Source organism: Luteibacter aegosomatissinici (genome assembly GCF_023078495.1).
GTDB classification, from domain to species: domain Bacteria; phylum Pseudomonadota; class Gammaproteobacteria; order Xanthomonadales; family Rhodanobacteraceae; genus Luteibacter; species Luteibacter aegosomatissinici.
Genome location: NZ_CP095742.1, coordinates 872,567 through 895,793, shown reverse-complemented (window position 1 = coordinate 895,793; position 23,227 = coordinate 872,567). Strand labels below are relative to the sequence as shown.

The window sequence follows — 23,227 nt, the reverse complement described above, 5'->3', positions numbered from 1 at the left end:
TCCCCGTCGATCCAGGCCTTACAGCGGTCTGCATGCTTTCGGATCGTTGACGAAGCGCATTTTACGACGAATTCCGGTCGGATTTTTCGCCGTCCGTGCTCGCGTCAACGCTATTTTACCCGGCGATAAATCGGGTCGTCGCAGCTCGCTTGAGAATTCGCACGATCCAAATGCGCGTGAGACCTGGGCTAAGGGCGCATCTGGTTGAGGTTTTTCGAAAGAAACTTTCGGCTTTTTCGAGGCGTTTGCGTAATCGTTTACGTAACCCGTGGATGGCAGCATGAAAACGCACAAATACCCATAGTTACACGCGTTTCTGCTGCGCCGCATCAATGCGTTCAGACGGCTATACGGCCAGGCGTGCACACCCGAAAGATGCTGGACAACATCGCAAGCCTGCTGTACACCTTGCCTAGCAGTCCATTTGGATCGAGGCAAATGGATTATTTGCGACGGAGCGCGGGGAGGGGCTCTTCATAGCTCCAGCAATCGAAAGCGGCGGGCATGCACCCGCGGCTCCGTCCCCGTGTTGCCGTTATTTTCGGCATTGACCATTCGGGGAACGCATGAAGTACCAGTTTCTGTTTCGCAGGACCGCTCTGGCGCTAGCCATGGGTACCTGTCTGGGCGGCATCAGCACCGCCTACGCGCAGTCGACCACCGGTAACCTCAACGGTTCCGTCCCGGCCGGCGGCAACCAGACCATCGTCGTGGACAGCACCAACGGCCTGCACCGCGAAGTCGCGGTCGACGAGCGTGGCCACTACTCCATCACCCAGCTGCCGCTCGGCACGTACACCGTCACGCTCATGCGCGACGGTGCCGTGGTCGATACGCGCAAGAACATCCCGCTGCGCGTCGGCGCCAGCACCGATGTGTCGTTCGCTGCCCCGGCCGCTGCCACGGCCGCTGACGCGACTTCGCTCAGCGGTGTCACCGTCACCGGCACGGCCATCCCGCCGATCGACGTGACCTCGGTCGACTCGCGCACCGTCATCACCTCCGAACAGCTTGCCAAGCTGCCGCTCGGCCGTAGCGCTGAAGCCGTGGCTCGCCTGGCGCCGGGCGTCGTGAATAACGGCGGCGGTTTCAAGAGCGATACCGGTCGTTCGCTCGCCAGCTTCGGCGGCGCCGCTTCCAACGAGAATGCGTACTACGTCAACGGCTTCAACACCACCGATCCGCTGAATGCGGCCGGCGGCATCCAGTTGCCGTACGGCGCGATCGACCAGCAGGAAATCTACACCGGTGGCTACAGCGCCAAGTACGGCCGCTCCGATGGTGGCGTGATCAACCAGGTCGGTAAGCGCGGCACGAACGAGTGGCACTTCGGCGCGCAGATCCTGTGGGAGCCGAACTGGGCGCGCGCATCGGGCCCGAACATCCACTATGTGAACACGCCTTCCTCGGCACCGGCTGGCGACCTGTACCAGCCCAAGAGCCAGAACGACCAGTGGGCAACGACGGTCAGCGCCTATGCCGGCGGCCCGCTCGTGAAGGACAAGCTGTTCTTCTTCGTGGCGGCCGAGTTCGAAAAGGACGGCCAGCGCAACGTCAACGCCGTCGATAGCAGCACCCCGGCCTCGACGAACACGTTCGAGAACCCGCGCTGGTACACCAAGCTCGACTGGAACATCACCGACAACCACATCCTCGAATTCACCGATGTGGGTGACAAGCGCTCGGGTAGCGGCACGCGCTACGGCTACGACTACGTGAACATGTCACGCACCAACACCATTGGCCCGGTGAACAACACCAAGGTCGGCGGTGATTTCTGGAACGCGAAGTACACCGGCTACATCACGGACAACCTGACCATCAGCGCGCAGTACGGCAAGATGTCGGTGAAGAACTATGACCAGGCGGGTAACTATGACCCGGACCTGGCGCGTGTCGACAGCTCGGGCAACCAGAACCCGCTGCTCAACGGCGGCAGCGCGATCAAGAACACCCAGGTCGCTGACATCAGCTCGCCGGGTCGTGGCAATAAGTCGAACAACCTTCGTTTTGACGTGCAGTACGTCGCCGGCGACCACACGCTTTCGGCAGGTATCGATAACGTCAAGTCGCAGGTACTGGACTTCGGTACGTTCAGCCCCGGCCCGGGCTACAGCTGGAGCTATGGTTTCCAGCAGGACCCTAACGAGGCGATCGATAACACCCCGGGTCGCAACTTCGTGCCGGCACCGGCGCTGTTCCCGAACGGTCAGTCCGGTTACTACGTCAGCAAGAACGTCAACTACAACCTCGTCAACGTGCGCTCGGACCAGAAGGCCCAGTACATCGAAGACAAGTGGCAGGTCAATGATCGCTGGCTCGTGACGGTCGGCCTGCGCAACGATCAGTTCACCGACTACAACCAGTTCAGCCAGCCGTTCATCAAGCAGACCCGTCCGCAGTGGGCGCCGCGCCTTGGCGCCGCATGGGACGTGAATGGCGATGGCAGCTTCAAGGTGTATGCGAACGCCGGCCGTTACTACCTGGGCCTGCCGCTCAACCCGGCGACGGGTGCTGCCGCGGGTTACACCGCCACGCAGCAGTTCTACACCTACTCGGGTATCGCCGCCGACGGCACGCCGACCGGCCTGACCCAGATGAGCGGCGTGGTCTCGGGCAACAACTCGTACGGCATCCCGCCTGACCCGCGCACCGTCGCCGGCAAGAACCTGAAGGCCGAAAACCAGGACGAGTACATCCTCGGTTTCGACAAGCTGCTGGGTGACAACTGGTCGTACGGCGCCAAGGCAACGCTGCGCAAGCTCAACACCGTTATCGACGATTTCTGCGATATCGACCTGGTCACCTCCAAGGCCGAAGCCGAAGGCCACACCGTCGGCTCGACCAACAGCTGCTACCTGGTCAATGGCGGCCACGGCAACACCTTCACCCTGCTCGATCCGTCCGGCAACCCGTTCACGGTGGACCTTTCGCGCAAGGAAATGGGCATGCCCGCGACCAAGCGTAAGTACTACAGCCTGGAGCTCTACATGGAGCACCAGTTCGACGGCACGTGGTACGGCAAGTTCGATTACGTGTTCTCGCGCTCGTACGGCAACACCGAAGGCCAGTCGCGCACCGACTCGCGCCAGAACGGCGCGGCCGGCAGCATGGACTGGGATAACAGCTATGTGATGGATTACGCGAACGGCCCGCTGGGCAACGATCACCCGCACGTGTTCAAGGCGTTCGGTTACTGGCAGTTCGCGCCGGAATGGCAGCTCTCGAGCAACTTCCAGATCGCCGCGGGCGCACCGGAAGTCTGCCTGGGCTACTACGGCCCGGACCAGACGGACCCGGCGCACTACGGTTCGGCGTACCACTGGTGTGACGGCCAGCCGTCGCCCCCGGGTGACAAGGGCCGCCTGCCGTGGACGTACCAGTGGGACCTGGGCCTGACCTACCGCCCGACGTGGGGTGGCGATCGCCTGGCGTTCTCGGCCAACGTGTTCAACGTGACCAACCAGCAGCGCGCCGTCTTCCGTTATCCGACGGAATGGCAGTCGCGTGGCACGCCGCACCCGTTGTACCGCGCACCGCTGATCACGCAGGACCCGCGTTACGCGCGCCTGTCGGTCTCGTACGACTTCTAAAACCGCTTTACCCAATCCCTGTGTGACGCTTGCGCCCGCCTCCCGAAACCAGCACCTCCCCTGCTGGTTTCGGGAGGACCGGGCGCTCTTTTTTGGTTCATCGCGCGTTTCCGGGGTACGGCAGGTGCATGCGTCGCTCCTGCATCGGTTCATTCGCGTTCGCGAATGAACCGATGAAGAGGTGCGATGAAACAGCGCCGACGGGAATCCGTAATGAAACTTTCTATTGGGTGGCGGATACGACGGGTTTGCCGTCCTTAAGTTCAAAGCGAAACGCATAGTCCAGGCTGAAGGGTGCCGTGCTTCGGGTTTCGCTGAAGTTGCCGCGTGCGTCTTCATGTTCCTGCACGATCGTCATGGGCGTGTAGGTCCAGCGCATGGCCGCATCGTGCGTGGCGGCGAAGAAGGCCTTGTGACTGGCATCTACAGCCGCGGTGTCGAGGTCGCGCACATCCGATACCTTGCCGTTGCCATCGACGATGACCTTGGCGCGCACCACGATCGGCGGAAGGTTCGTCGCTATCAGCGACGACGGATACGCAGGTGGATCGTTCGTTATAGCCTGGGCACCGAACGAGCTCTGCCCTTCCTCCATGTGGTATTCACCGGCGCCGCCGGCCGGAATCACTTCGTAGCTGACCTTTCCATCGCGCGGCGGGGGCGCTGGCCGCGCCGGTTTCGCGGACGGCGTGTGGGCGCAGGCGGCGAGCAGGACGGAGGCAAGGCAAGCCAGGACGCTCCGCGCCATCAGACCTCTCCCGACGCCGCGATGACCATCTCGATATAGCCGAGGATCTCGCTGACCGGGATATCGAAGATGCCGGCATCGCCGTTGTCGTACGCCTGGCGCCACACGGCGTAGCCGTCCATCCAGGTCTCGTCGTCATCGCCGTCGCCCTCGTAGTTCAGCAGGCTCTGGTCCAGCGTGGTCCGGGCCACCGCGGCGTGGTGCATGGCAGGCTGCAGGCCGCCAGGCAACCGGTGGTTGCGCAGCTTCACGCCCAGGATGGAGATATGGAAAACCTCGCCATCCTCCGGCTCGATGTCCTTCTTGCGGATGATGATCCGCGAGGCTTCCTCACCCGGACGGGTGCGATAGGTCCAGGCCTGGCCCGGGGCGAACTCGGGTCGAGTCATTGGGAGCTTCCTTGGGGGGACGGCCCGATCTTAGACCAGGACGAGACGGGATAGGCCACCCCGGCGGCGACAAGGCCCCGGATGCCGTATCCTTATAGCCTTGAGCCCGCACCCACCCCACGGGGGAGCGGCGCCACGCGCCAGGCAGCGCGGCCCGCGGGCCGCTTCCCCAGCTGATTCCAAGGCTTGCCGCGCGGGGCGCGGTGGCTTCGTCCCTATTTGTTCAGAGGCAACGCACACCATGGTGGCACTGGCGACCGAGCACGTCATCGACGTACATCACTGGAACGATTCGCTTTTCAGCTTCCGCACCACGCGCGATCCGGGCTTCCGCTTTGAAAGCGGTCACTTCGTGATGATCGGGCTGGAAGTGGATGGCCGCCCGCTCATGCGCGCGTATTCCATTGCCAGTGCGCATTACGAGGAACACCTGGAGTTCTTCAGTATCAAGGTGCAGGACGGCCCGCTCACCTCGCGCCTGCAGCACCTGAAGCCGGGCGACCCGGTGATCGTGAGCCGCAAGCCCACCGGCACGCTGGTGCTGAACGACCTGAAGCCGGGCAAGCGCCTTTACCTGCTGGGCACTGGCACCGGCCTCGCGCCGTTCATGTCCATCATCCGCGATCCGGAAACGTACGATCGCTTCGACAAGATCATCCTGGCCCACGGCGTGCGCCACGTGAACGACCTGGCTTACTCGAATTACATCGAGAACGAGCTGCCGAACCACGAATACCTGGGCGAGCTGGTCCGCGAAAAGCTGGTGTATTACCCCACAGTCACCCGTGAGGAATTTCGTAACCGCGGTCGCATCACGGATGCGATCGCCGACGGCGAAATGGCCCGCGCCACCGGCCTGCCCCAGCTGAACCCGGCCGAAGACCGCGTGATGCTCTGTGGCAGCCCCTCGATGCTGGAAGACATCTGCGTGCTGCTCGATGGTGAAGGCTTCCAGGCCTCGCCGCGCACCCGTGAGCCGGGCGACTACGTGATTGAGCGCGCGTTCGTCGAGAAATAAACGGGCCGCCCCGAATAGCCTTTCGTAGGAGCCCACCCTGTGGGCGATGCCGTTCGCGATCGCGCGTCAGGCCCTGTTGCCCCGGCGCGAACGATGTCGCCCACAGGGTGGGCTCCTACCGGATGCGGCCCTGCCCTTCGTTATCCCAATAACCGAAGATTCGCCGGGCGATGAGCTTGTAAAGGCGCTTGCCCGTCGCCCGCCACAGCCGCGAATGCGGTGCGGGCTGGGCCAGGATCGCCTTCTGGCGCACGCTGAGCCGATCGGCTACGTACGTCCGCTTGTGCTTCAGCAGGTGGCGCAGGTCCTCACGCGCAAGCAGGCGGAACAGCGTGCCGCGGCGGCCGCGGGTCCAGGCGATTTGGAAATCCACGAGCCCGGGGCTGCCGTCCTCGCGCACCAGCCAGTTGGGCTCCTTGGCCAGGTCGTTGTGGACGATGCCACGCCGGTGCAGCACGGCCAGCAGGCGCAGGGCATCGCGGTAATACGCCGCATCCAGTGGCCGGCCCACCTGCATGGGCTGGCCGGCCATATAGCTGCGTTCCAGCACCCGGCCATTCCACGCGAGCAGGCGTGGCACCCCATCCACGCCATCCAGCCGCTGCAGGGCCCGCGCCTCGCGTGCCGCGGCGCGGCGGGCAAACGCGCGCGCCCACCAGCGGGCCGCGGCGATATCACGGCGAATGAGTACCACGCCGTCGCGCTCGACACGTTCGATGCGGCCGAGCTCATCGGCCTTCAGCAGGGTGACGGTTTCCGTCATCGCGTTGTGCACGCTGTTCCTTCGTTACGTTGACGCCCTCTGCGCCATGCGGTGTCTACGCTAAGATGCGAGCCTCGCAGGGAGAGATTGCCGAAATGCTGGTGCGACACATCCTGTCGCTGGTCATCGCCACCGCCGGGCTTGCTGCCTGCCGCGAAGGCGCCGACCAGACGAACGGCGGACACACGGCGCCGCCCGCGCAGGCGAGTGCCGATAAGGATACCCGTTCCGGCCAGGAGGGCCTCTATACCATGGAGCTTTCGCTCCCCAAGCTGCCGCCGAAGGCGGATCCGCTGCGCCATGCGATCGATCGTTTTGTCGATGGGCAGAAGCGCGCGTTCCTGGATAGCCTCGACGCCCCCGGGGCCCGCGAACAGGCGCGCGAGATGCCCTGGGACCTGAACCTGGATATCGCCGTTTCGGCACGAACCGATCGCTTCATCAACGTGCAGGTGGATGGGCAGGCCTTCACCGGCGGCGCCCATCCGGCCCCCATCGTCGATAGCTTCACCTTCGACAAGGATACCGACCGCGTCGTGGGCATCCGCGAGCTGTTCACCGATCCGGACGCGGCCGAGCACGTCTTTGCCTCCGAGGCCCGGCGCCAGCTGATCACCCAGCTGGATGACCAGGATGAGCCGCTAGCGTCGGATACCCGCCAGATCGAGGAAGGCACCGCGCCAGGCAAGGATCACTACCGCGTGTTCAACCTGCTCACGGGGCCGGACGACAAGGTGCACGGGCTCACTTTCATCTTCCCGCCCTACCAGGTGGCCGCCTATGCGGCGGGCCCGCAGGCGGTGGATGTGCCCAGCGAAGTGTTTTTCTCCTACCTGAAGCCGGAATACCGCGAGGCCTTCCGCTGATGGACCTCGCCCTGTACCTGCTCGCCGCCGCGCTCATCGTCGGCGGCATCGCAGGTGCCATCCTGCCGGTGCTGCCCGGCATCCCCATGATCTTCGGCGGCATATGGCTGGCCGCCGCGGTGGATGAGTACCAGCATCTCGGCTGGGGCTGGCTGGTGGCCATCGGCATCGTCGGTGCCGTGGGCGTGGCGCTGGACTTCATATCCGCATCGCTCGGGGCCAAGAAGATAGGTGCCACGCCGAGGGCCTTATGGGGCGCGGGCGTGGGGACGACCGTCGGCATGTTCTTCGGTATTCCCGGCCTCATCATCGGCCCCTTCGCCGGTGCCGTGGTGGGTGAGCTGTCCTCGGGCAAAAGCATCCTGCGCTCGGCGCACGTAGGCGTAAGCACCTGGGTCGGCATGCTGGTGGGCATGCTGGCCAAGGTGGTCATCTCCTTCCTGATGCTGGGCATGGCGGGCGTCGCGCTGCTGCTTGCCTGACCCATCCGGTGGCACATGGCGCCCCCCTGCCGTCCCGGCTAGTCTCCGGGCACTCACCCGGGGAGATGCCCATGTTCCGACGCCTTACCCTCGCCGCCGCGGTTACGTTTGCCGTGGGCAGCCTGCACGCCGAAGCCGCACAGCCGGCCTGGATCGCCCGCAGCAATGCCGATGCGCAGCTGCTGCTCGATGTCACCGCAAAGTTCAGTCCCGAGTCCGCCACCGATATCGGTGTGAAGGGCTACGACGAAAAGACCGCCGACCTCGGGCCGGATATCGACAAGCGCCAGCGTGCCGCGCTGGTCGAGGTGCGCGAGAAGCTGCAGAAGCGGCTTGCCGAAGAAAAAGACCCCAACGTCCACCAGGACCTGCAGATCCTGGTCAAGCAGATCGATGGCAACATCAAGGGTATCGACCTCAACGACAAATACATGCTGCCGTGGTTCGATGCGGGGCAGATGATCTTCAGTGGTGAGTTCTCGCTGCTCAATGCCGAGAGCACGCCGGAGCAGAACAAGGCCGCACTCGGCCGTCTCAACTGCTACATCGGTGCGACCAAGGGCTGCACGGCGTTGGTTGACCAGGCCAAGGCGCGCACCACCGAAAAACTGGGCGACAAGCAGCTGCTCGGTCCGGTGAAGGCGGATATCGAGCAGAAGCTCGGCAATACCGATCGCTACGTGGATGGCATCCGCAAGCTGTTTGCCGAGAAGAAGATCGCCGGCAGTGAAGCCGCGATGGCCACGCTCGACAAGCAATTGAAGGACTACAACGCGTGGCTGAAGAAGACCGTGCTGCCGCGTGCGCGCACCGATTTCCGCCTGCCCGAACCGATGTACGCCTACAACCTGGAACAGGTGGGCCTGGATATCGCGCCGCGTGACCTTATCGGCCGCGCCGAGCTCGAGTTCATGGAGACCTCGTACGCGCTGCAGCAACTCGCCCCCGTGGTGGCGAAGGCCGAAGGCCTGCCCGAGGGCGATTACCGCGATGTGCTGAAAGCACTGAAGAAGAAGCAGCTTGCCAAGGACCAGGTGGTGCCGACCTACCACACGGTTATCGGCAAGATCGAAGATACGATCCGCAAGCAGCGCATCGTGGAGCTGCCGAAGCGCGAACTGGCCATGCGCCTGGCCTCCGAAGCTGAGAACGCACGTACGCCGGCACCGCACATGGATCCGCCGCCGTTCATCAACAACACCGGGCAGCGTGGCACGTTCGTGCTCACGACCGGCAACCCGCCGGCCAATGGCGATGCGTCGCAGATGTACGACGATTTCACCTTTGAAGCCGCGGCTTGGACGCTCACGGCACACGAAGGCCGCCCCGGCCACGAGCTTCAGTTCGCGGCGATGGTGGAACAGGGTGTCTCGCTGACTCGCAGCCTGTTCGCCTTCAACAGCGTGAACGTGGAAGGCTGGGCCCTTTACGCCGAAGCGGAGATGGTGCCCTACGAGCCGCCGGCAGGTCAGTTCATCGCCCTGCAGTTCCGCCTGCTGCGCGCCGCCCGCGCGTTCCTGGATCCGATGCTCAACCTCGGCCTGGTCGATCGCGACCGTGCGCACGATATCCTCGTGAACGACGTCGGCCTCTCCGAGCCCATGGCACGCCAGGAACTGGACCGCTACACGCTGAACTCACCCGGCCAGGCCACCGCGTATTTCTATGGTTACTCGCGGATCCTGCAGCTGCGTGCGGAAACCCAGGTGAAGCTCGGCAAGAAGTTCGACCGCAAGGCGTTCAACGATTTCCTGATCGCCCAGGGCCTGCTCCCGCCCGACCTGCTGGCCGAGGCCGTGCGCACCCGCTTCATCCCCGAGCAGCTAAAGAAATAAATAAGAACAGGTAGGAGCCCACCCTGTGGGCGACATCTTTTCGCGATACCGCTACAGGACCAGCGGCTCTATCGCGAAAAGCGTCGCCCACAGGGTGGGCTCCTACCGATGCACTCAACGCGGCGCATCAGGAATGACATAAAGCAAAATCGCGAGGTAGTGCAGCACGCTGCCCGCCAGCACGAAGAAGTGCCAGATCGCGTGCCCATACGGCATACGCCGCGACACATAGAACGGCACGCCCGCGGTGTATGCGATACCACCGGCAAACAACAACACCAGCCCACCGGTTTCGACGTTCTCGCGAAGCGGCTCGATAGCGACGACCGCCACCCAGCCCATCAGCACATACATCACCACGGCGGCCTTGCGGTAACGCTTGAGCAAGCCCAGCTCCGCGGCACTCCCCAGGATGGCGAGGCCCCAGATCGTGCCGAACAGGCCCCAGCCCCATGCGCCCGGCAACGCCAGCAGCGTGAATGGCGTATAGGTGCCCGCGATCAGGAGGAAAATGGCGATGTGGTCCAGCGTGCGGAACGTGCGCTTGGCGACGCCACCCGGTGGAACCGAGTGGTAGAGCGTCGATGCGGTGTAAAGCAGGATAAGCGTCGCACCGAATACGGAACTTGCCACCACCGTGCGTGTTCCGCCGTACATGGCGGAAAAGGCGACCAGTACGGCGAGGCCAATAATGCTGAGCACGATGCCCAGGCCGTGTATCAGGCTGCTCGCAAGTTCTTCGCCAAAGCCGTAGCGCGGCTGGGCGCTTTCGAGGGACATGCTCTTTCCGCGGTGCACAAAGTGACCTCCGAGGGTACTCCAAGCCGCCGCCCGATGCGAAAGGTTCGCAACTGGGGCTTGCCTCGGGCCACCGGGCGGTGTTCCATGCAGGCATGACCCTCGAACTTCTCCTGAGTGTTCCGCGCCTGCCCCTGCAAGGGGCCGGCCTGCGTGCCGCGCTGGCCATGGCGGCACGCATCGATGCCCGCCTCGATGGCATGCACGTCGTCGACATGCCGGCCGCCGCATTCACCGTCCCCGAGGCGGTGCCCATGCAACTGGATGCCGTAAGGCAAAGGGCGACCGAAGCTCGTGCGGTGGCTGCCGACTGGACCGACCTGCTCAGCTCGCACGGCCTGAAGGGCAAATGGCGGGTGGGCAACGGCGATACGGTCACCCTTCTGACGCATGCCTCGGCGGGTTACGACCTGGTGGTGATGGAGCGCTCCTCCACCATGCGCGGCGATGCGCCCATCGGTTTCGGCGTGGTATCGCGCACCGTGTTCGGCGCAAGCCGTGGCGTACTCGTGGTGCCCGACACGGCGCCGGTCGAGACACTGGGGGAGAACGTACTGGTCGCGTGGAGCGGCAGCCGGGAGTCCGCGCTTGCGCTCCGCTCGGCCCTGCCCCTGCTGCGCAAGACCGGCAAGGTCACTGTGATCGACGGCAGCCGTGATGAGGAAATCGGCACCTGCGCCCTGCCCGATACCGATATCTGCGGGTGGCTGGATACGCACGGCGTGAAGGCCGATGTGCGCAAGCTCGATGAGGCGGCGTTGTCGTCGCCGGGGCCCGAACTGCTGAAGATCGCCCACGAGGCCGGGGCGGACCTGATCGTGATGGGCGCCTGGGGCCGCTCGCGGCTTTCAGAGCTGGTGCTGGGTGGCACCACCCGGTACCTGTTCATGCAGTCCGACATCCCAATGCTCGTCGCGCACTAAGGCGCCGGGTGCTGTAGGAGCCCACCCTGTGGGCGACATCTTCTCGCGATACCCCCACAGGACCGGCGGCTCTATCGCGAACAGCGTCGCCCACAGGGTGGGCTCCTACCGTATCGCGAATCGGTCAGGGCTAACCGAAATAGCCATCCAAATGAAACTATTGCAACTGCCTGCAAACCCTGCCTAATCTGAACCCGGACCTGAACACGATCCCCGCCGGTCCCCACCGGCCGTGTTTGGCGCCACGCAGTACGAACTATGCAACGCCTTCACCCACATCGAAGGAGGTGGCTCATGTCGTTCGCCCGTCCGCAGGCCCTATCCGGCATTCACCCGGATGCTGTCCGTATCGCCGCCATGAGTGCGGCCATCGCACTCAACGCCGCCGCACTCATCGCCGTCATGCGGCCAATGATGGCGGAGATCGTCACGTTCAAACCGATAGCGCAGACCATCACGCTGATCGACCATCCGACGCCGCCCAAGCCGGTGCCGGTTCCCGACATCAAGCTTCAACCCTTGATCAAGGCCACGCCGGTTACCGTGCCGAAACCACACGAGGCACCGCAGCCCCCGGTAGTCATCAGCACGCCCACGGACGAAGGCTCGATCCAGGCGCCACCGGTGACGCAGGCACCCGCGACACCGGCACCTGCCGTCGAGGCGGCACCGGTAGAGACGACGCTGGCTTATGTGGCGGCGCCCGCGCCGAAATACCCGACGCAGGCGATCCGCGGACGCATGCAGGGCACGGTCACGCTACGTGTGCTGGTGGATGAGAGCGGGAAACCGCTCGATGTGGTCGTGGAAAGCAGCAGCGGCCACCAGGTACTCGATGACGCGGCACGCAAGCAGGTGCTGTCGAGCTGGCGGTTCCAGCCGGCGGTGCAGAACGGGCAGCATGTGAAAGCGTGGGCGCGAATCCCCGTTACCTTCGACCTACGCAGCCTCTAAAAGGAACTGTAGGAGCTCACCCTGTGAGCGACGCCGTTCGCGAATGGCCTGCAGGACGTGTGGCCCTATCGCGAAAGATGTCGCCCACAGGGTGGGCTCCTACTGTATGTGGCCCTATCGCGGAAGATGTCGCCCACAGGGTGGGCTCCTACCGTATTTGGCGCTGGCGTGGCGTATGGGGTGGCGGACCTTAACGCGGCGCGGGCATCACCACCACATCGGGCTTGCGGGTGGCGCGTGCGATCAGCCAGACGAGGGCGACCACGAAGGCCACCGGGATGAGGACCGGCAGCAGGGCCAGCGCAACCACGGGGGCGATGGCCAGCATGAGCACGCCGCCGAGCAGCGCGCCCACCAGGCTGGCGACGATATGGAAGACGCCGCCAATAATGCCGAAGACCAGCTTGAGCAAGGCGCCCACCAGGGCGAAGGCAAGCCAGAAGCCAGCGAACAGGACGACGAGTGAAGTCAGGACGATCATGGTGTGTCTCCGTGCGACGGCCGCCCCATGGGCGGTGCGAAGGTTCGATGCGGCCTCCCGGCAAACGGTTTAAAGGGGCTACGAAAGTTCGGGGTTACGCCTGTTTAACAGGCGCCATGGTCCACTTGCGCCAGTCGATTTGCCGGGGCGGCCCGTTCCATGGGTAAGCGTTCTTCCATCATCAAAACCTTGCGGGACATCGCGTTCGACCATTCGGACAGCGGTGCCCCGGATCTCGCTGCCATGGCGCGGGAGTTAGGCAGTGCCCTGCATGCCCGGCATGACGACGTCACCGAGGCACTGGGAGCGCTGCGCGAGCGCCGGCGCGGTTTTGAGCGCTGGATGCTCGCCGAGCGCGCCAAACCCGCCGTCAGTGTCCTGGTGCTGGCCTGGCCTCCGGGTTATGCCACCCCCGTGCACGACCACGGCGGCCTCTGGGGCCTGGAAGCGACGATCGCCGGTGCCCTCGAGGTTGAGTCCTTCCTCAAAGATGGCACCGCCGAAACGCTGCGCAGCGTCGGCCGTACCTGGCTAGGCCCTGGCGATGCCACGTGGTTCGAAGGCGCCGAGGAGCACGCCCATCGCTGCCGCAATTTGTCGCGGCACGATACGGCGCTCACGCTTCACGTGTACGGTGGCGATCTGGCACAGTACCTCGCGTACGAGCAGCCAGGTCCTTCTGGACACTGGATCGCACGACCGAGGCAATCGATCATTGCGGGACGCCTGACGGCCTGACGGTCTCACGGCCCTCCACCCCAACCTACGGGCGAAGGACCAACACATGTTTCAAAAGGTCGCCATCATCGGCGGTGGCGCGGCAGCGGCGACGCTGGTGAGTGAACTGCTGGAGCGCAGGACACCCAGGCCCTTGCACCTCACCTGGTTCGCGGGCAGCGCACAGCCCGGCCGCGGCGTGGCCTATGGCACGCCCTCCGATCGCCACCTGCTCAATGTCCGCGCGGCATCCATGGGCATGTTCGTCAGCAAGCCGGGCGGGTTCCTCGAGTACGCCCAGGCCAGCAACCCGGCGGTCAAGGGCTCGGATTTCCTCCCGCGCAAGCTGTACGGCGATTTCCTGCAGTCGCGCGTGGATGCTGCCATCAAGAACGCCGGCCAGCTTGGCCACGATATCAATGTCATTCCGTTCGCCGCCGAATCGTTGGTGCCCTCCAGCGAGGGTGTGACCGTGGGCTACGGCGATGAAGAGGCCCATGCGCAGGCCGCCGTGCTCGCCATTGGCTCGCTCCCGCCGCGCCCGCTGCCCGGCATCCAGGATGCGGCGATCGCCAGCGGCCGTTACGTCACCCATCCGTGGCCCTATCTGGCGGCCGCGGAAAGCGACGACCGCCCGTTGCGCGTGCTGGTGATCGGCCTCGGCCTCACCGCCGTCGATGTGGTGCTCGAGTTGTCGGCGCGCTGGCCCAATGCGAACTTCACCGCGCTCTCGCGCCATGGCCACCTGCCTGAGCCGCACCTCGCCGCCGCGTCGGCGCCGGGCGACGACGGCAACGACCTGGCCGATCAGATGGCGGATGACCCGAATATCCGTGTCTGGTTGCACCGCCTGCGTGAGGCGACGGAGAGCGCGGAAGATTGGCGCACCGTGGTCGACGGCATGCGCCCGCACACGCAAGGCTTGTGGCAGCAGTTGCCCGCGTCGGAACGCGCACGTTTCCTCCGCCACGCCCGCTGGGCGTGGGAGCGCGCACGCCACCGCATGCCGCCGCAGGTCAACAAGAAGATCCACGAGCTGGAAGCCGCGGGCAAACTGCATCGGCTACGCGGCCGCATGCAGTCGGTATCGCTGCGCATGGATGGCGACCTGGATGTCGTTCGCCGTTTCACCGGTAAGGACGACGTGGTCACCGAAACCTACGACATCGTCATCCAGACCGTTGGCCTGAACACCGATACGCTGCGCACCGATCACACGCTCATGCGCCAGCTCGTCATCGATGGCCTTGTCACGCCCGACCGCCAGGGCCTGGGCCTCTCGGCGCAGCCCGATGGCCACCTGCTCGATGGCGACGGCAAACCCCGTGGCAACCTGTTTGCCATCGGCAGCCTGCTGCGTGGGGCACTATGGGAATCCACCGCCATCCCGGAAATCCGCAAGCAAGCACAGTCCCTTGCAACCATGCTGGCTACGTGATCTCAAAGATCAGCGTACGTGAGGAAAAGCCGGCGAAATCCGGCTCTTCGTGCAAAAGAACAAGCCTAGGCCTTTGTAACTACTTAGTCGTGTTGCCATCAGCGATCGGCGCTATCGTATCCACGGGTTTGCTCCTAATCGGCGCACCCCAACCGTCGTAGGTCACAGTAAACAACGCTGCGATGCATTGCATAAAACCAGAAACCGAAAGGATCTCTTGCTGCTCCACAGGCATAGCGATCGTCGCAACAATACGGAACTCGCCGTCGACGGCCGATATTGCAGTCTCCGCAAATCGATAATCAGAAAGAAATCCCGCGACCGAGGCGGCTTGCCGTTCGTCGCCAGATCGAAACGTAAAATCGACGGGCCGACGAATCGCAAACACATCTCCTTGTGTATCGCGCACGCGCAAGAGAGCAATATCGGCGTTCGCCGAATCTATCAGTTCTTTAACGATGCTCACGTCTGCCTCGCTTACTGGTTCAGGTTAGAACTTGCGTATCGTGAAACCCGGACGGGAATTCAATCAGCAACTTGCCTCACGCTCGGCAATGCCAATGATTCTATCGCGTACGACACGCGTTTCCCATGACGAAGGACGCAATGCACCGAGAAAACTTCCGCCGATCTACCCTCCCCCAAACTCGGATCGCGCCGCGTTAATGTACACCTGTATTTTATTGTTCTGGGGGCTTACGCCGTTAATTTCGTTCCCAGAGCTTCCGCCACCTCGTCGCGCGCCTCCGTTGCTTTCTATCAGGATTTGTTCCTGACCGCGGATCGCGTCGCTATTAGTCGACGTGTACTGTAAAACAGCTGGGCCGAATCCGTTCGCCGTCATGTGATGCGACGAATCCCGCCTCGCAACGTTCTGTTCGGGTCCATTGGTTCCACTGGTTCGTCCCGTGTAGACCTCGCCGGTCTCCGGGTTGGTTTTTGTGTAAACCTCATACGTCTTAGTAAGTTCTGACCTAGATGAAGGAAGGTTCTCCCCGACTACCGGCGTCGGCTCAAGGCCAAGGTTCTGCGCGACGACATGATCCGTAAAAGTTTCCGGAATAAAGCCCGGAGCCGGGGTGATCGGCGCGACATAGCCGGGTAAAGCCATGTTTGGACCAAGTGGAGGGTTGACACGCGCCATCTGTTCGCGCGTCTCAATATCTAGCTCCTCGGCGTCTACCTCCTGCGCCCCATCCGGATCCACCATCCTTATCGGATTGTTGCTGGTATACGTGAACCGACCGAAATGCAGAATATCACCCGTGACCTCAATCGCGGGGTCAACCGACAAGAACCTTCCTGTGCTCGGATCGTAATAACGTGCTTGCATATACACGAGATCCGTATCCGCGTCGTTCACGTGTCCGGTGTAACCCGGACCATCTTCTGGCGTTCCTCGGGCAAGCGGGCCGTAGGGACGATAGTCCGAGGTACTCAGAATGTTCCCAGAGCTATCCGCTGTAGAAAGAACTGTGCCTTGCTGATCAGTGTAGTAGTACGTAACTGCGTCTGAGGCGGCCGCACTATTAAAGGAAAAAAGCAGAACAAGCAGAATCGCAATGGCTTTTGTCGCAGTTGTTCTATTCATCACAGCGTCCTCGAATAAGCAGAGCAACCCACCGCGCTACAAGCACGAATCGCATAGGTGTACTTGAGGTCATACGGTTCGAAGCCGCTCTCGACCTGGAAGGTCGTGCCGCTCCCGCTATAGACGGTGACCCCGGCCGGGTAACGGATGATCTGGTAGCTCGTTGCGTACGCCTCCGCCGCCCATTGCAGCGTGTAGGTTTCCAGCTTTCCCTTCTGGGCGTGATTCATGCCAATGTTGGTGGGTACGGCAGGAATGTGCGCCACGGTGATCGCCACCTGGTTGCTCCAGCCGGTACACGCCGTCGCATTGCATGCCTGCACCATGTAGGCGTAGGTGCCGTCGGGCCTATCGCCAATGGACCAGCTCTGCGCTGCGTTGTTCTGAATGCCAGTCCAACCGCCACCGTTGGCACTTTCGACAAGGTTGTAGCTGGCCGCATCGGTAGACCCGCTCCAGCTCACGCCATACGCGCCGGAATTCGTCGTGCCACCGCCTGACAAGGTCGGGGTCGGCGAAGGTGGTAGAAGGATGGTCGTGCCACCACTGGCCACGTAGTCGCCACATCCGTTCGCATTACATGCGCGGACCCGATAGAACCACGCTCCCGAATGAGACTCGTTGAACGTTGCCGACGTGGCCGGACCGTTGTAGACCGTGGACCAGCTGCTGTCGTAATGATCGACCTGGTAAGACGTCGCGTAGGTCGTGGCGCTCCAGCTCACGGGAACGCTGCCTGTCGACGTAGCGGGAGCCGAAATGGCTGCCACCTTCGCCGGAACATGCAGGAGATTGAGCTGCGCAGTCTCGGCGTAAACACTGCATCCGCTATCGTTGCATGCGCGGACTTCGTACACATACGGACCGTCCGCCGGCGTCGATGCAACCGCACTGAGTGCCCCGCCTGTGTACAGCGAGGCCCAGGCGCCGTTATGCACCTGCCAAACCTCGTAACGAGCCGCGCGGGCGGCTGCCGTCCAGGTCACGGTAACGGCCGATTTGTCGGCGTTGGCGGCTGCCGTCGCCGGCGCGGGCGCGGGTGGTGCGTTAGGCGAACGCGGCATGGCGTACAGGCCGGAGCCCGTAACGAGGTCATTCGTCCCGCCCACGGGCGAGATACCGTGAACGTAAAGCGCCTGACCGTAGTACGTCACCTTGTCGGCTTCCAGCAGTGGAATCGAGAACCGGTAAGCCGATCCGCTGCCATGACACGCCTGCTGGATGGCCGACTCGCTAGCGAGGTTGGCCGTTACAGCGCGCAGGAATGCGCCTGAACCAGCCGGTCCGCCCACGTAGAGATGGACATCGATTGACTGCGACAGGCCAGTCGAGCATGCCCAGCCATTAATACTGTTGTTGTCGGCTGCGATGCCATCAATGTTGCCGATGACTTTGGAGATAGTGCCTTTCTTGCTGGCGACCAGTTTCTTGCCGAGGTAGATGTAGCTGGTGCCGTTCGTCGTGGCGGCATCGTATTCCCACATCAGCTGGCCCGCTGCGTTGTAGCCGTAGTAAGTCGTGCCATCGGGCGTCACCTTTTTGACCCGGCGTCCCGCCGCGTCATAGGTGTACACGCCTTTACCGGGAATCGAGGTAAGGCGGTTCGCCAGGTCGAACGACAAGGCCTGGCCATCCTTGCTGATCGTGTTACCACGCCCGTCGTACTGGAAACCATGCACTTGGGTGCCGGCATTCGTGATCGAGGTCAGCTGGTTACTGCCGTTGTAGTTATACGTATTCGCGCCGGTGCCGTTGGTGAGGGTCCGAATGTTGTTGAGCGTGTCGTAGGTATAGCTCTCCGTTCCCCAGAGCTGGCCCGCGGTAGCGGACACCAGCCGATTGAGGCCGTCGTAACTCATCGTCTTGCTGCGCTGGTTCGCGGGGGATTCATCCGTGATCGCACTAACGTTGCCATTGGCATCGTAGGCCAGGTCCTCACTCACCTGGGGCACGCCACCCTTGCCGAACGTAAAGTTGCTCAGAAGATTTCGTGCATTCTTGTCCGCGGAATAGATTGCACCGTTACCCAGTGTGTACGCGCTTATGTCGCCATCCGGGTAATAGCTGACGCCCGTCGCATAGCTGCCCGCTTGCGTCGGCTGCATGAGCCCGTTCGGCGCATAAGCAACGCTGGCGCCGTCCGGATACGTCACCGAACTGAGCGCGGCCCTGTTGCCATAGCCATAGCCGATGCCCCAGCTCCAACCATCCACCGAGAGCACCTCGCTGGTCAGCAGGCCCAGTCGGTTGCGGCCAAAGGTCCAGCTGACCATACCGGCCGTGGCGGTCGCAGGGTTGCCCCGCGGGTCGTAGGTGAAGGTGCTCGGATCGGTACCCGCCGGGTAAATGACTGACGTCAGCCGGTTCATCGCGTCGTAGCCGCGCTGGGTTTTCAGCGCATCGGTTACCTGGTCCTGGCCACAACCGGTGTCGTTGAACGAGGCACCGGATACGCTCCATGCCACGTTGTCCGCAGCATCGTAGGCCGTGATCTCGCTACCGGACTCGGGCTCCCAGGTGCGACACAGGCGGTGCTGGCCATCGTAGGTAAGCGTCTTGCTAACCGACTGGCCGAGCCCACCCTGGGTGATCATCACCGGATTGCCGTATGTATCGCGCTGAATGGTCTGCACCACCCCCTCGGGTGCCTGCACACTCACGACGTCGTCGTAGGCAGGAGCATCAAACGCCTCGAAATGACTGGTGGTGACGTTGCCCTTCGGGTCGGTGACCTGGCGCCCGATGCCCTGCGGATAGCTAGTTGAGGTCAGCAGATCGCCCAACTCGGTGTGCTGGAACTGCTGGGTCGGTCGACCGAGCACGTCGTACCGCGTTGACACGCCCAGGTTCATACCGTTGAGGTCAGGCGCACCATCTACGGGGTACGACTGGAACGTCTTGCGGCCCTCCCAGTCGTAATCCGTCCGCGAAGACACATAGCCCGCGCCGGTACCCGCCTCGGAGGTGCCGAGCGCCACGGGGCGCATCATCACGTCGTAATCGGTGCGTCGGCTCCAGCTTCCCTGCGTATCCACGCGCACCCAATGTGCCCCCCCGAGCCCTCGTGCGTCGCCGATGTAGCTGTACTGGAAAGTCTTCGGAGCCCAGGCCACGGCATCGCCGGCAGGGTAGTCGATGCGCGCGAGCCGGCCGATGGCGTCGTAGCCATATTGGGTGACGGCACCGGTCTGGTCGGCGATGGCCGTGACCTGGCCAAAGCCATCGACGGATACGGTCTGGCCGGTACCGTCCGGGTAATTGATCTGGCTGGGAATGCCAAACGCATACGACGGAATGGAGGTCGTGTGCCCATTACCATCGGTGAATGACGCGAGCTGCCCTTGTGCGTTGAAGGCGTAGCCCATCACCTTGTTGCCGAAGCGGTATCGCTCGGAAAGCGTCAGGCTGTTCGGGTCGTACACGTTGCGGCTGACGGTTTCGCCCGCAGTCAGGTTATCCGACTGCAGGGGAAGGCCGAGCACCCAGTGCGCATAATCGTCCTGGTAGGTGCTCTGCTCGGTGACGCAGAACGGCGCACTCTGGTAGATCTTGGCGTCTGGCTGGCAGTAGCTCGTGCTGCTGTAGCGCTGGACCTGATGAGGCCGTGCCCAGTTATCGAACGCCGTGACAGTCCAGCTGAAGGCATCATTGTCGACGTAAGTGACGCGCGACCCCAGGGGCGCCAGCAGATTCACCTGGTCGGTGTTGACGCGCGGCGCGAGTGTGTAGCCGAGTAGCTTGGGATAGGCGCCCGAGCGGGGATCGGACGCTGGGGCGACATACCCGTATTGCACCAGCTTCCGCCGACTGGTGGTATCAGCCGCGCCATCGAAGGTCTCTTCCGTAAGCAACTGGCTTTCGGTCCAGTCGTAGCGGTTGCTAAACGTGCTCCGCTCGGCGTGACCATCCGGATAGGTCACGGTCGTCCACACCGTGCCCGTGCATGTGCTGTTGCAGTTCTGCTTCCAACTCTCATTGGAGGGCGAGTAGGCGTAGCTCCACGTTTGCGTACCTATGCCGGCGCCGGATCGCTGCTCCTGCTGGATCGCCATGCTGTAGGACGCATCGGGATTATCGGACCACGTCCCGGTCGCGGTTGGATTGGTCGTATCGAGGTTCGGACCATTCTCACAGACACGATACACGTTGGATCGCCCGCGTCGCACGGGGTGCACGGTGAAAGATCCTGTCAGGCCAGAGGGGTGAGTCATCTGGCCGGTGAAGGAGGGGTAAGTCGCGGCTAGCGTTCCGAGCGCATCGCAGGTGCTCGGGCTACCGCGCATGTCGACGAAGGCACCGTTGAGGCCATCCATGTTCAACGTCCACGCGGAACCGTCCGGCTGAGTGACGCTCGTCAGCGAATCCACAAGCGTCTGAGCGGAATGCGTGTAGCCGTAGCTCCAGGTGCGCTGCCCCGCCGCACCGCCCTGTACGGTGATGCTGCTGATTCGCGAGGTGTTCGGAATGTAAGCAAAGCTGACGTGGCGACCATCGCTTGCCGTGATGTCGGTCACGTTGTCGCCGCTGTACGCATAGGCAATCCAATTACCGAAGCGGTCCTCGATCCGGGTGGCCAGCATGCGCCCCTGGCGACGAGTCAGGTTATCAGTGGTCGCGGCAAGCACATGGAACGGGCTAGCTGCCAGCGCCACCGGCGATGAACCAAGCGGCCGCGTCATGCCGGGCATGTACCGGTAAGAAAGATGATCCAGCCAGTACTTGGTGCCGTCGGGCGCAACCGCCAGGAATGCCTGCGTGGTCGCGTCATTGCTTGCCTGGCTCAGGCAGCCGACGACCCAGTTTTGCTTGGTGATTATGGGGTACGTGAGCCCGGCTACTCCCGGCGTCGGCGTGCTGGTGGTGTCACGATGGAGCAGCTCCTGGCTACCGACCCCTGGTACGTTCAGCTGGTAGCCGTTCCACCACGAGCTGGTTTCCCAGTCGCTGCGCTTTGTATCGCCCGCCGGTGGCGCTACAGGTGGTGGCGAGCCGAAGCTCGTGCAGATATTGGTCTTCGCGTCGGTATCGACAACCCAGCCCTTGACGTTGTTCTGGTTCGCGGTGACCGTGTCGATCTGCGGCAGGTCAAGATCCCATTCGCCAAACGCGCGATTCTGCAGATCGAAACGATCGCCGAACGAAGGCATGGTAAATACACGGCCGACGCTAATGGTCGGGCCGGTACCGGGCACCGTAATATCCACCTGGCGGAACGACAGGCTACCGTCGTAAAGCCCTATGCGCTCACCGAAGGGTGTATCGCCAAGTGGCTGGATATCTTCGTTGACCTTGATGAGCTTCTTGTACTCATCCTCGGGGTTCACCGTGGTCTGCGCGTGGGCTACACCGAGTGGCAGCGCCATCGTCAGGAGAACGACCAGCATGCGCGAGGCGCGCGCACGAACCCGCACGCCCCGTGAGGGCGTGTACTGCACCTGCGACATAATCCCTGTTCCTTGTGCACCGGCTTCGCCGGAATCGGCGGCAAGACTAGGGCGGCAGAATGTTGCCCGTCAACGCGCAGGATTTTGCGATGGCAGGACGTTGGTAGGAGCACGCTTGCGCGCGATGCACGTCTGCGAGATGCCCCATCGCGCGCCAGCGCGCTCCTACAGGAAGCCTTCCAGGGCCACCTTGCCGATGGTCGTTCCGCTTTCCAGTAGCTGGTGGGCATTGCGTAGGTTCGCCGCGTCGATCTTGCCCAGATTCTTGCGCAACGTGGTGCGGATTACGCCAGCATCCACGAGGTTCGCGACCTCATCCAGGATATGCCCTTGCTCACCCATGTCATCGGTATGGAATGCCGAGCGGGTGAACATGGATTCCCAATGCAGCGCGATGCTCTTCACCTTGAGCAGGCGCACGTCGATCGGCTCGGCGGGATCGTCGATCAGACCGATCGCACCTTGCGGCTTCATCAGTTTTGGAAACGCGGCGAAGTGCTGCTCGGTTTTGGTCAGGCTCAGCACGTAGTCCACGCCATCCGGTGCAACGGCGAGCACTTCCGCGTCCAGCGCCTTGGAATGGTCTACGACATGGTGCGCACCCATCGCCTTCACCCATTCCCGTGTTTCTTCGCGCGACGCCGTCCCGATCACGGTGAGCCCCGTAAGACGACGTGCCAGCTGCACCGCCATGGAGCCCATGCCACCGGCCGCACCGACCACCAACAGCGTGGCGGGCTTGCCTTGCGTGCCATGCGGGATGCCGATGCGATCGAACATCAGCTCCCACGCCGTGATGGCGGTGAGCGGCATGGCCGCCGCCTCCGCCATATCGAGCGTAGACGGCTTGCGCCCGACCAGGCGCTCATCCACCAGGTGGAACTCGCTGTTGGCACCCGGCCGGTTGCGATCGCCGGCGTACCACACCGCATCGCCGACCTTGAACCGGCGCACCTCCGGGCCAACCGCGGCCACCGTACCGGCCACATCCCATCCGAGCACGTGATCGGCACCGTTGGGATCCACGCGCTGGCGAACCTTGGTATCCACGGGGTTGACCGAGATCGCTTCCACCTTCACCAGTAGATCGCGCCCCGTCGCCACCGGCCGTGGCAACTCGACATCGATAAGGCTCTGGGCATCAGCGATGGGCAAGGCGTGGCGGTAGGCGACAGCTTTCATGGGCG

The 23,227-nt window shown here is 63.2% G+C and carries 18 protein-coding genes; 9 read left to right on the top strand and 9 right to left on the bottom strand.

Annotation, left to right across the window (positions count from 1 at the left end; all coding sequences use genetic code 11):
- Positions 1–611: 611 nt before the first annotated feature.
- Positions 612–3,593 carry a TonB-dependent receptor gene (locus L2Y97_RS03930; RefSeq protein ID WP_247433258.1) on the top strand — a complete coding sequence of 994 codons (2,982 nt, stop codon included), beginning with the start codon at positions 612–614 and terminating at the stop codon, positions 3,591–3,593.
- A gap of 223 nt (positions 3,594–3,816) precedes the next feature.
- Here the strand turns inward: L2Y97_RS03930 and L2Y97_RS03925 are convergent, their stop codons facing one another.
- Both L2Y97_RS03925 and L2Y97_RS03920 read right to left on the bottom strand, forming a co-directional pair.
- Positions 3,817–4,341 carry an energy transducer TonB gene (locus L2Y97_RS03925; RefSeq protein WP_247433255.1) on the bottom strand — a complete coding sequence of 175 codons (525 nt, stop codon included), beginning with the start codon at positions 4,339–4,341 and terminating at the stop codon, positions 3,817–3,819.
- On the bottom strand, positions 4,341–4,730 hold the full coding sequence (locus L2Y97_RS03920; protein ID WP_247433253.1) for a hypothetical protein: 390 nt from the start codon (positions 4,728–4,730) through the stop codon (positions 4,341–4,343). The genes L2Y97_RS03925 and L2Y97_RS03920 overlap by 1 nt, the downstream gene beginning before the upstream one ends.
- Before the next feature lie 241 nt (positions 4,731–4,971).
- Here L2Y97_RS03920 and L2Y97_RS03915 point away from each other — a divergent pair, with 241 nt between their 5' ends.
- Complete coding sequence (locus L2Y97_RS03915; RefSeq protein ID WP_247433250.1) at positions 4,972–5,748, top strand: ferredoxin--NADP reductase; 777 nt, start codon at positions 4,972–4,974, stop codon at positions 5,746–5,748.
- Between the two features lie 115 nt (positions 5,749–5,863).
- Here L2Y97_RS03915 and L2Y97_RS03910 read toward each other — a convergent pair whose 3' ends face one another.
- Positions 5,864–6,511 carry an RIO1 family regulatory kinase/ATPase domain-containing protein gene (locus L2Y97_RS03910; RefSeq protein WP_247436677.1) on the bottom strand — a complete coding sequence of 216 codons (648 nt, stop codon included), beginning with the start codon at positions 6,509–6,511 and terminating at the stop codon, positions 5,864–5,866.
- Between the two features lie 95 nt (positions 6,512–6,606).
- On the opposite strand from L2Y97_RS03910, the gene L2Y97_RS03905 reads away from it, so the two are divergent.
- From L2Y97_RS03905 to L2Y97_RS03895, 3 genes are all read left to right on the top strand, one after another.
- Positions 6,607–7,377 carry a DUF3298 and DUF4163 domain-containing protein gene (locus L2Y97_RS03905; RefSeq protein ID WP_247433247.1) on the top strand — a complete coding sequence of 257 codons (771 nt, stop codon included), beginning with the start codon at positions 6,607–6,609 and terminating at the stop codon, positions 7,375–7,377.
- On the top strand, positions 7,377–7,859 hold the full coding sequence (locus L2Y97_RS03900; RefSeq protein ID WP_247433245.1) for a DUF456 domain-containing protein: 483 nt from the start codon (positions 7,377–7,379) through the stop codon (positions 7,857–7,859). Before L2Y97_RS03905 ends, L2Y97_RS03900 begins: the two co-directional genes overlap by 1 nt.
- Before the next feature lie 71 nt (positions 7,860–7,930).
- Complete coding sequence (locus L2Y97_RS03895) at positions 7,931–9,694, top strand: DUF885 domain-containing protein (protein ID WP_247433243.1); 1,764 nt, start codon at positions 7,931–7,933, stop codon at positions 9,692–9,694.
- A gap of 114 nt (positions 9,695–9,808) precedes the next feature.
- Here L2Y97_RS03895 and trhA read toward each other — a convergent pair whose 3' ends face one another.
- A complete protein-coding gene (gene trhA, locus L2Y97_RS03890) occupies positions 9,809–10,474 on the bottom strand; it encodes a PAQR family membrane homeostasis protein TrhA (RefSeq protein WP_247433240.1) in 666 nt (221 codons plus the stop codon).
- A gap of 113 nt (positions 10,475–10,587) precedes the next feature.
- On the opposite strand from trhA, the gene L2Y97_RS03885 reads away from it, so the two are divergent.
- Positions 10,588–11,415, top strand: a complete 828-nt coding sequence (locus L2Y97_RS03885) for a universal stress protein (RefSeq protein ID WP_247433237.1) — start codon at positions 10,588–10,590, stop codon at positions 11,413–11,415.
- Between the two features lie 294 nt (positions 11,416–11,709).
- Entirely contained in the window at positions 11,710–12,369 is a 660-nt protein-coding gene (locus L2Y97_RS03880) for an energy transducer TonB (RefSeq protein WP_247433235.1), read from the top strand.
- Positions 12,370–12,559: 190 nt separating this feature from the next.
- Here L2Y97_RS03880 and L2Y97_RS03875 read toward each other — a convergent pair whose 3' ends face one another.
- Positions 12,560–12,850, bottom strand: a complete 291-nt coding sequence (locus L2Y97_RS03875) for a hypothetical protein (protein ID WP_247433232.1) — start codon at positions 12,848–12,850, stop codon at positions 12,560–12,562.
- Between the two features lie 159 nt (positions 12,851–13,009).
- On the opposite strand from L2Y97_RS03875, the gene L2Y97_RS03870 reads away from it, so the two are divergent.
- Both L2Y97_RS03870 and L2Y97_RS03865 read left to right on the top strand, forming a co-directional pair.
- A complete protein-coding gene (locus L2Y97_RS03870; RefSeq protein WP_247433229.1) occupies positions 13,010–13,588 on the top strand; it encodes a cysteine dioxygenase in 579 nt (192 codons plus the stop codon).
- Between the two features lie 46 nt (positions 13,589–13,634).
- Positions 13,635–15,005: an FAD/NAD(P)-binding protein gene (locus L2Y97_RS03865; protein WP_247433226.1), complete on the top strand. Its 1,371-nt coding sequence runs from the start codon at positions 13,635–13,637 to the stop codon at positions 15,003–15,005.
- A 79-nt stretch (positions 15,006–15,084) separates the two neighbouring features.
- On the opposite strand, the gene L2Y97_RS03860 is transcribed toward L2Y97_RS03865, so the two are convergent.
- The 4 genes from L2Y97_RS03860 to L2Y97_RS03845 form a co-directional block, all read right to left on the bottom strand.
- Entirely contained in the window at positions 15,085–15,471 is a 387-nt protein-coding gene (locus tag L2Y97_RS03860) for a ribonuclease E inhibitor RraB (RefSeq protein ID WP_247433223.1), read from the bottom strand.
- A gap of 165 nt (positions 15,472–15,636) precedes the next feature.
- The gene (locus tag L2Y97_RS03855) at positions 15,637–16,596 is read right to left on the bottom strand and encodes an RHS repeat-associated core domain-containing protein (protein ID WP_247433220.1); all 960 of its coding nucleotides are present in this window, start codon (positions 16,594–16,596) and stop codon (positions 15,637–15,639) included.
- Positions 16,596–22,040, bottom strand: coding sequence for a hypothetical protein (locus L2Y97_RS03850; RefSeq protein WP_247433217.1), 5,445 nt, complete (start codon positions 22,038–22,040; stop codon positions 16,596–16,598). The genes L2Y97_RS03855 and L2Y97_RS03850 overlap by 1 nt, the downstream gene beginning before the upstream one ends.
- A gap of 165 nt (positions 22,041–22,205) precedes the next feature.
- Positions 22,206–23,222, bottom strand: a complete 1,017-nt coding sequence (locus L2Y97_RS03845) for a zinc-binding alcohol dehydrogenase family protein (RefSeq protein WP_247433215.1) — start codon at positions 23,220–23,222, stop codon at positions 22,206–22,208.
- Between the last annotated feature and the right edge of the window lie 5 nt (positions 23,223–23,227).